Consider the following 1,655-nt stretch of genomic DNA (forward strand, 5'->3'; position numbering starts at 1 on the left):
CCGAGGGCCGGGAGGTGAGGACCCCAACTTCGCTACTGTGAACAATGGTGTGGGCCTATGTGTCCACTGTCACCAGGCCATTCCCGCCGATGAGATTAAGGCTCAGGCCCGGGGGGAATCGCCGCACGGAAAGTGGCGGGACCGGCTCTACTGCGTAGTGGCGGTGCGCTACCAGCCCAAGCTGGACGATCAGGGAAGGCCGCGGCGCTACCAGAGCGGGGAAAAGGCTGGGCAGATCATGACTGAAAAGGTCCGCTTCTTCCGGCCGCCCAACGATTTGGATCTCAAAGCCCTAGCCGAAGCTGAAAGACGCTTGCAGGAGCGCTGGCCTGAATGGGAGCGGCAGGGGCTTATTCCTATTGAGAGCATCCCCAGGGGCCATAAAACCATGGAACCTCTTCGCGCAGGTATGACCCGCTGGTGCGACATGTTTACGCCGCGCCAGCTCTTTGGCCACCTCGTTCTAGTAGAGGAACTGAACCGGCTCAAGCCGAAGATCCTCGAGGAGCTGGGCGAGGAACGCGGCCGCGCGGTTATTACGTATCTCCAGTTCACACTTGATAAAGTATTGGATTACAACAGCAAGCAGACTTTGTGGCATTTTACCAGGGGAGTTGTATCACATACATTCACACGCCATGATTTTTCGATAAAATGGACCTTTGGGGAACTCATTTTATCGGGTGCAAATTCGGGGTTGAAATGGGCACTCTCGCAGATAATTGATGCCTACGCCAAAATAGCTGGATTATTAAAGCCCCTGCATGAAAGGCTTAACGGGGCCGCGCCGCCGGTAACCATCCTCTTCGGCACCGCTGCCCACCTGGACCTGCCCGACCAGTCGGTTGACCTGGTGTGCATGGACCCGCCCTACTATAACAACGTTCAGTATGCGGAGCTCTCCGACTACTTCTACGTCTGGCAGCGGCGCACCCTTCAGGACCTTTATCCGGACCTATTTCGGCGCCGGCTAACCAACAAGCTGGATGAGGCCGTGGCCAACCCAGCCCGGGATGGCTCGGCCGCCGGCGCCGAGAGGCAGTACGAGCGCTTGATGGGTGAAATCTTTGCCGAATGCCGGCGGGTCCTCAAGGACGACGGCTTGATGACTATTATGTTTACTCACAAGAGCCAGGAGGCCTGGGAGGCACTTACGCGCTCTCTAATCGAAAGCGGGTGGACGATCACGTCTTCCATGCCGGTGGAGTCAGAGGCGGCTGAGTCGATTCACCAGAAGGACATGGCAGCTGCTGCCAGTTCCATCTTTCTCACCTGCCGCAAGCGTAAGACCAAGGGGGCTGTGCCCGCTACCTGGACCGGCCTGGGCGGTACCGGCGTGGTGCAGCGGGTGCGGGAGGCAGTGCGACAAGGATTGAAGGAGTTTGAGCTGCTGAAGCTGAGCCCGGTGGACGAGATGGTGGCGAGCTACGGCCGAGCCTTAAAGGTGCTATCCGAGCACTGGCCGGTGCTGGACGGGGATGAGTTGGTCAGCCCCACCCGGGCCATGAATGAGGCAAGCGCTGTGGTTGCCCATTACCAGATGGCTCGTCTCACCCAGGGTCGCTTGGAGGTTAACGATCTTAACCCGGAAGCGGCTATGGCTCTAACCATTTACGGCATTTTTGGCTTGGCCAGCTTTCCCTACGACGAGGCTC

General features: G+C 58.5%; 1 protein-coding gene. It reads left to right on the forward strand.

What is annotated here, in order from left to right:
* On the forward strand, window positions 1-1,655 hold a 1,655-nt coding region (locus H5U02_15455), incomplete at both ends, for a DUF1156 domain-containing protein (GenBank protein ID MBC7343815.1).

Source organism: Clostridia bacterium (assembly GCA_014360065.1).
GTDB lineage: Bacteria > Bacillota > DSM-521 > Neomoorellales > JACIYF01 > JACIYF01.